Source organism: Hymenobacter agri (genome assembly GCF_054778495.1).
Genome location: NZ_BAAGZM010001278.1, coordinates 1 through 564, shown reverse-complemented (window position 1 = coordinate 564; position 564 = coordinate 1). Strand labels below are relative to the sequence as shown.

The window sequence follows — 564 nt, the reverse complement described above, 5'->3', positions numbered from 1 at the left end:
CCGCCGGCCCCGAGCACGCCATTGGGGTAGTTGCGGCCGGCCGAGCGCACCACGCTGGCCCGCCCGAAGCCGTAGAGGCGCAGGCTGCCCAGCGGATACACGGTAAGGCGCAGGTCGGTCTGGAAGCGGGTGGTGTCGGTGAGAGTGCCGGCGTAGAATCCGGCCTGCACCGTGTAGTAGGGGCGGGCGTAGGCCAGGGCCAGGTAGCCCAATTGGCCGATGGGGCTCTCGCGCCGGCCCAAGTCGCTGTTGAGCACGTGGTAGCCGGCCAAAGCCCGCCAGCGCGGCGCCAGCTGCACGGCCAGCAGCGCGTGGTACTGGTTTTGGCGAATGCGGTAGCGACGGCTAAAGCCCCGGCGCTCGGGGTCGGGCTGGTCGAGGCTCTGGCTGAAGAACGTCAGGTTCTGCGTCAGGCTGAAGCGCGGGCTCAGCCGGCTGCTGGCTCCCAGCCGCCCGAAAGCGGCCGGGCCCCGGTGAAAGTTGTCGGGAAACTGGCCGCCCAGCTCGGCTTCAACGTCCGTGAGCGTCCGAAATCCGACCAGGTGCAGCGGCCGGCGCAACGAG

General features: G+C 70.2%; 1 protein-coding gene. It reads right to left on the bottom strand.

The window, feature by feature from the left end; genetic code table 11:
• On the bottom strand, positions 1-564 hold a 564-nt coding region (locus ACYVDE_RS25790), incomplete at both ends, for a hypothetical protein (RefSeq protein ID WP_460504350.1).